The following is a 6,704-nucleotide window of genomic DNA, read 5'->3' on the forward strand; positions in this document are numbered from 1 at the left end:
CCATATGTCCATCCGAAAATGAAACGGATTCAATCCATTCGTAAGTCTCTGGGAAAACCGACGATTTTCAATATGATCGGCCCTTTAACCAATCCCGTGGCATTAACATCCCAAATGGTCGGCGTATACCGCCAAGATAAATTGATGGATATCGCAGCAGCCCTATATCGTCTGGGCCGAAAAAGAGCAATCGTCTTGAGTGGTGCCGATGGAATGGATGAAGCTTCTTTATCCGGAGACAACCACCTCGTACTTATGAAAAACGGCGACTACATCCCTTTTACATTGAATGCCGAAGAAGTGGGTTTGTCATTTGCTCCACTTGAAGCGATTCGCGGTGGGGACGTCAAGGTTAACGCAGCCATTTTAAAAAGCGTGTTACGGGGTGAATCTTCGCCTTATATGGATACCGTATTGTTGAATGCGGGAATCGGTTTGTTTGCGGCAGACATCGTTTCTACCATTCAAGAAGGCGTTCACCAGGCACGAAAGAGCATTGAAACAGGTAGTGCGCTCAGTGTGTTGGAATCAGTCGTCACTTACAGTCAAAATCGAAGTCATTTGGAGGTGAACGCATGACGATTTTAGAGCAGATTTTAGAAGTAAAAAAACTGGAAGTGAAAGAGTTATTGGAACAAGAAGGATCATTTGAATTTTCTAAAAAACATACTAACAAGCCTTCTTTATTTGAGACTTTATATAACACGCAGCACTTACAGGTCATCTCTGAAATTAAACGCGCCTCCCCTTCGAAAGGTTTGATTGATGGTAATGTCGATCCCGTACAGCAGGCACTCGCTTATGAAAAAGCTGGTGCAGCTGCAATTTCTGTATTGACTGATCAACAATTTTTCAAAGGCTCGATGGATGATTTACATGCAGTATCATCAGCCGTCAATCTTCCCGTCCTCTGCAAGGACTTTATCATTCACCCTTTGCAGATTGAAGAGGCAAAATATGCTGGCGCATCTATCATTCTGTTGATTGTCGCGGCGCTTGATCAACAGAGTCTTAGCGATTTGTTTGACTATGCTAGTAAGTTGGATTTGGAAGTTTTGATTGAAGTTCACAATGTCGAAGAATTGCAAAGAGCCTTAGCAATCGATGCAAAAATAATCGGCGTAAATAATCGTAATCTCAAAACGTTCGAAGTAGATTTAGCAAACACATCGCAAATTACCGCTCACTTCCCTTTTCATGAACAACGCGTATTGATTAGTGAAAGTGGGATTGGCAACATAACAGATGCTGTTTTAGTTGCGGATGCTGGAGCGCACGGCGTGCTGGTTGGAGAAACGTTAATGCGCAGTGAAAATATTGACGAAATATTGCGTTCGTTTCACGTGAAACGTGGTGAATTGTGATGACAAGAGTCAAAATTTGCGGATTGATGGAGCTGGAAGATGTAAAAACAGCAGTTGATTCTGGAGCAGACGCAATTGGTTTTGTATTCGCACCTAGTCGACGCCAGCTAACGGTTGAAACCGCCAAGAAACTTGCTAGTGCAGTTCCAAATGATGTGTTGAGAATTGGTGTATTCGTCAATGAAACACCGGATGAAGTGAATCGCATCGCAGGAGAAGTATCATTGGATATGGTTCAACTGCATGGAGATGAAGCACCCGAATATGTTAGACAAATATTCCTTCCTACCATTAAAGCGTTATCGATAAAAAGTTTTGAAGATGTGCGAAAGGCTTCGCAATATGAAGTCGATTATTTCTTGTTTGATGCACCAGGCATGGAGTTTCGCGGAGGATCGGGTCAGTCATTCGACTGGAAACTCCTTGAAAAAGCTAATATTCCACTTGAGAAAGTCATATTAGCCGGCGGTCTGAATGAAAGAAACGTAAGAGAAGCAATTAAAACCGTCAATCCTTTTATGGTGGATGTATCCAGTGGAGTCGAGACGGAGCAAAGAAAAGATGCAGTGAAAATCCGCACGTTTATCCGTGCAGTTCGAGGTGAGAAGAGATGAGCATGCAAACTACCTACAACCAACCAAACACTACCGGTCATTATGGCAGATTCGGCGGTCGATTCGTCCCAGAGACATTAATGCAAGCCGTGATTGAACTCGAGGAAGCTTACGACTTAGCTATCAAGGACGAAGCTTTTCTTGAGGAATTCCGCTACTACTTGAAAGATTATGTGGGACGGGAAAATCCCCTTTACTTTGCTGAACGTTTAACGAAAAAAATGGGCGGCGCCAAGATCTACTTGAAACGTGAAGATCTCAATCATACAGGAGCTCACAAAATCAACAACACAATCGGACAGGCACTTCTTGCGGTCCGTATGGGTAAACAAAAAGTCGTTGCTGAAACAGGCGCTGGCCAGCATGGTGTGGCAACTGCAACGGTTTGCGCACTGCTGGATTTAGAGTGTGTGATTTTCATGGGAGAAGAAGACGTCCGTCGTCAGCAACTTAATGTATTCCGCATGGAGCTGCTTGGTGCGAAAGTTATTTCCGTAACCCAAGGCAGTCGAACGTTGAAAGATGCTGTTAATGAAGCGCTGCGTTACTGGGTGACGAATGTCGGGGATACTCATTACATTATGGGTTCGGTTTTAGGACCACACCCCTTCCCTAAAATTGTGCGTGATTTCCAGCGTGTCATTGGGGATGAAACGCGTAAGCAAATCGTTGAAAAAGAAGGCCGTCTGCCAGATGCGATTGTTGCTTGTATTGGTGGAGGCAGTAATGCCATGGGAATGTTTTATCCCTTCATAGAAGACAAAGACGTGAAATTAATCGGCGTCGAAGCTGCTGGTGCAGGACTGGATACCGATAAGCACGCCGCCACATTGACGAAAGGTTCTGTAGGAGTTTTGCACGGAGCACTTATGTATTTACTGCAGGATGATGCAGGTCAGATTCAGGAAGCACACTCTATTTCAGCGGGACTCGATTATCCCGGAATAGGACCCGAGCATAGCTACTTACATGAAAATGGCCGTGTTGAATACACATCAGTAACGGACGAACAGGCTTTGACGGGTGTTCAATTGTTAGCTCGTACGGAGGGCATCCTCCCCGCTCTCGAATCAGCTCATGCGATTCATTTTGCTGCTGAGCTGGCTGCTGGTTTGGATAAAGATGAAATTGTCGTGATTTGTTTATCTGGTCGTGGAGATAAAGATGTTGTCACAGTGCGTGATGCGCTTGGAGGTGGAACGAATGACTAAACTGAAGTTGCAAACTGCCATAGAACAACAAGTCGAAACAGGTGGAAAAGCATTTATTCCTTATGTCATGGCCGGTGACGGAGGGTTATCAAAACTCCGTGAACATTTACTGTTTCTTCAAGATGCTGGTGCTACTGCGGTAGAATTAGGAATTCCTTTTTCAGATCCCGTTGCAGATGGACCGACCATTCAAGAGGCTGGGAAACGTGCGTTGGCTGAAGGTGTGACCTTGCGTGGTGTATTAGAAGAGATCGCCCACTTGCGCGGTGAGTTGATGATTCCGATTGTCCTAATGACATATTTGAATCCGGTGTTCCGTTATGGCATAGAGGCATTCGCTAAGGATTGTGCAAATATCGGCGTGAGTGGATTGATTGTTCCAGATTTGCCGCTTGAAGAAAGTGGGATGGTGAAGGACGAGTTCTCAAAACACGATTTGGCTCTCATTCAATTGGTCAGTTTAACAAGCCCTCCCGAGCGTATTGAGCGTATTGCGAAAGCTTCTGAAGGATTTCTGTACGCCGTTATGGTGACGGGCATTACGGGTGCGCGCGCAGAGTTTGCTGCGAACGTTGGAGAACATTTGGCGAAGCTTAAAGAAGTGAGCCCAGTTCCAGTCATGGCAGGCTTCGGGATTTCCACGCCTGAGCAGGTTCGGGAAATGGGTAAACTGTCAGACGGCGTCATTGTGGGAAGCCGTATAGTTGATGCATTGCATAAAGGAAATCTTGATAATATCAGAGCGTTGATTGCTGCATCGAAAGCAGTTGAAATCGTATAAAACTAGTTTGGACCTCATGCGCATTCGTATGTGGTCTTTTTTTTAGGAGAGAATTGGGTTAAACAGAATAAATACTAGTTGAGGCCGAATAAAACTCGTGCGTTACAGTTTAAATTTTTTCACCTTCCTTAGGAAAGTGAAACACTTATGTTTCCTTACTCGTCAAAGTTATATAAAGGAGGAAGAAATTTGAAAACGAAATCTTTGTTAATTACCATTTTATTATTTACTTCACTTTGGAGTACTGGATGTTCRAACGATACGGTTACCGCAGGAAAAGAAGTTAAGGTAAATGAAAATGAATTTCCTCCATCTATTTCTGGAGTCGTTAGAGTTAATAATGCACAACATGAAATGGTAGTTGGAGGTTATAAATGGGAAAGAAAACAAGGTTCTGAAACTCAGGCTGTCCAAACTGACTCTGCTTCCCCATACCAAATCGCTGAAGATTTCAAAGCCATTGCTTTAGAACAGAATCAAAAAGTGACGATTGATATTGAAGAAAATCCCGAACTGTATGTTTACTTATGGAATAAGGATGGAAGAGAAAAAGAAATTACTTTGAAAGATAATCAAATAACGGTTCCTGCAAGTAAAGGTCAATATATATATGAAGTGTTAGCAAAATGGAATAACGGTGAAGTTTCCTACACCTTTGTGGCTGAAGTGAAATGACAATTCACTTTTACATTAAGGGAAATTACAGTTTTTACGATCAGTACAGCAAAGTTATAACGTTGTTTTAATATAGAATAATCTTTCTCATGATGTGATTTTATTGCCCGATTCCTGTTTATTGGATTTGGTTATTTCGATTGGTTGCTCGGGCTTCTGGAAATAAAAATATCAACTATTATTAAACGAATAAATGTTATCACTGGCATCTTTGTCTACTTTCCAGCTATCCTTTGCGCATCTTGTTCTTTACTTATTTTCAATAACTCATTTGCAAATATTGAAAGTCCTGTTGTGATTAATACTCCAGCCAACCATCGAATACCACTTGGTTCCATAAAAGTATTAAAAAAAGTCAACGTCAATATAAGACACCCGAACAATAAAAACAGTGTTGCGATTAAATTTTTCATCTTTCTTTCACCTCGCTCTAATTAGTAATACTCACACCGATAAATAACTACATTCAATCTTTCAAGCTTAATTTAACTAATTCTCTTTTATTCCCGTTACTCCTTCTTCTTTAATAAAACAGGACTGGTTGTGTGTCTTTCTGAAGAAGAATCGTGTCCACTCCACAGCGAATGGTCAGAAACTAAGATTGAGTGGACGAAAAACCATTTTGAATGGACAAAAACCTTGATTGATTGGTCATAAAACTAACTTGAATGGACGAAAACCCATAGCAAGTGGTTAGAAAAAAAGCAACCCAATTGAGCTTTACAATTGGGTTGCTTCGTCACTTCTAAAATACGGTTTTCATCGTAATAAATTTCAGTTCGGTCATTTCATCGACGGCAAACTTAATGCCTTCACGCCCATATCCACTCATCTTGATGCCACCATACGGCATGTTGTCTGTACGGAAAGTAGGAATGTCGTTTATGATGACGGCTCCCGCTTCAATTTCATCTGCGGCTTTCATAGCATCCGTTAAGACATTTGTGTAAATCGCTGCATTCAATCCAAATTGTGAAGCATTCACCCACTCAATTGCTTCATCCAGTGTATCGTAAGGAATGACGGAAACGATGGGTGCAAAGACTTCCTCGCATACAACTTTCATGTCTTCTTTAGCACCTGTCAAAATAGTTGGATGCAACTGGCGCTCTGTAAATTCGCCACCTGTGGCCACAGTTGCTCCTTGCGATTTGGCTTCTTCAATCCAGCCGACGATGCGTTTTACTTCGTCCGGATGGATCATGGAACCGATATCGGTTTGTTCATCCAGTGGATCACCCACTATTAATTTTTTCGTTTCTTCCACGAATCCTTGCACAAATTCATCGTACACTTCGCGGTTTACGTAAATGCGTTGTAAAGAAATACATACTTGTCCTGAAAAGCTGAATGCCCCTTCCGCACAACGTTTAACAATTTTTTCGATTGGCACACTTGGCTCCACAATCAAGGCTGCGTTTGAACCCAGCTCAAGCGTAATTTTGCGTAGACCTACTTTTTCTTTAATTTTCAATCCGACAGGAACACTTCCGGTAAATGTCACTTTTTTGACCGCTGGATGTGTAATGAGTGAGTCACTTAAATCACTCCCGCTCCCTGTTATAATTTGAAGGGCACCATCCGGCAAACCAGCTTCCTTGAAAATATCAGCCATAATTAATGCACTCAATGGTGTTTGTGTTGCCGGCTTTAAGACTACCGTATTTCCAACTGCAAAAGCAGGTCCCAGTTTATGCGCCACTAAATTGAATGGGAAATTAAAGGGCGTGATTGCCGCAACAACGCCAATAGCCTCTTTTTTTGTCCATCCGATTCGGTTCGCACCTCCAGGGGCAGCATCCATCGGAATGGTTTCCCCACGGTACTGCTTCGCTTCTTCTGCAGCAAATTGATAGGTCGCAATCGTGCGATCTACTTCACCACGTGCCGTTTTCAACGGTTTTCCCGCTTCTTGTGCCAATGTCATTGCGAGTTCTTCTTTACGCTCTCGCATAATGTTGACCACTTTATATAAAATTTCTGCCCGATCATATGCCGTCCATTTTTTGAAGGAATGAAAAGCCTGTTCGGCACCAGCAATTGCTACTTTCACATCTTC

Annotated in this window: 7 protein-coding genes and 1 pseudogene; 6 read left to right on the plus strand and 2 right to left on the minus strand. The window is 42.6% G+C overall.

What is annotated here, in order from left to right:
• From AC1DSB_RS12100 to AC1DSB_RS12125, 6 genes and pseudogenes are all read left to right on the plus strand, one after another.
• A pseudogene (locus AC1DSB_RS12100) lies at nucleotides 1–579 on the plus strand (anthranilate phosphoribosyltransferase); the annotation flags it as partial.
• Entirely contained in the window at nucleotides 576–1,364 is a 789-nt protein-coding gene (gene trpC, locus AC1DSB_RS12105; RefSeq protein WP_477531288.1) for an indole-3-glycerol phosphate synthase TrpC, read from the plus strand. The pseudogene AC1DSB_RS12100 and the gene trpC, both read left to right, overlap by 4 nt.
• Entirely contained in the window at nucleotides 1,364–1,978 is a 615-nt protein-coding gene (locus AC1DSB_RS12110) for a phosphoribosylanthranilate isomerase (RefSeq protein WP_477531289.1), read from the plus strand. Before trpC ends, AC1DSB_RS12110 begins: the two co-directional genes overlap by 1 nt.
• A 2-nt stretch (nucleotides 1,979–1,980) precedes the next feature.
• A complete protein-coding gene (gene trpB / locus AC1DSB_RS12115; RefSeq protein ID WP_477531303.1) occupies nucleotides 1,981–3,189 on the plus strand; it encodes a tryptophan synthase subunit beta in 1,209 nt (402 codons plus the stop codon).
• Nucleotides 3,182–3,970 carry a tryptophan synthase subunit alpha gene (trpA, locus tag AC1DSB_RS12120; protein WP_477531290.1) on the plus strand — a complete coding sequence of 263 codons (789 nt, stop codon included), beginning with the start codon at nucleotides 3,182–3,184 and terminating at the stop codon, nucleotides 3,968–3,970. Before trpB ends, trpA begins: the two co-directional genes overlap by 8 nt.
• A 189-nt stretch (nucleotides 3,971–4,159) precedes the next feature.
• The gene (locus tag AC1DSB_RS12125) at nucleotides 4,160–4,645 is read left to right on the plus strand and encodes a hypothetical protein (RefSeq protein ID WP_477531291.1); all 486 of its coding nucleotides are present in this window, start codon (nucleotides 4,160–4,162) and stop codon (nucleotides 4,643–4,645) included.
• Between the two features lie 215 nt (nucleotides 4,646–4,860).
• Here AC1DSB_RS12125 and AC1DSB_RS12130 read toward each other — a convergent pair whose 3' ends face one another.
• Nucleotides 4,861–5,058: a hypothetical protein gene (locus AC1DSB_RS12130; protein WP_477531292.1), complete on the minus strand. Its 198-nt coding sequence runs from the start codon at nucleotides 5,056–5,058 to the stop codon at nucleotides 4,861–4,863.
• Nucleotides 5,059–5,390: 332 nt separating this feature from the next.
• On the minus strand, nucleotides 5,391–6,704 hold a 1,314-nt coding region (locus tag AC1DSB_RS12135; protein WP_477586797.1), incomplete at its 5' end, for an aldehyde dehydrogenase family protein.

Source organism: Paenisporosarcina sp. P4_E4_2 (genome assembly GCF_056401595.1).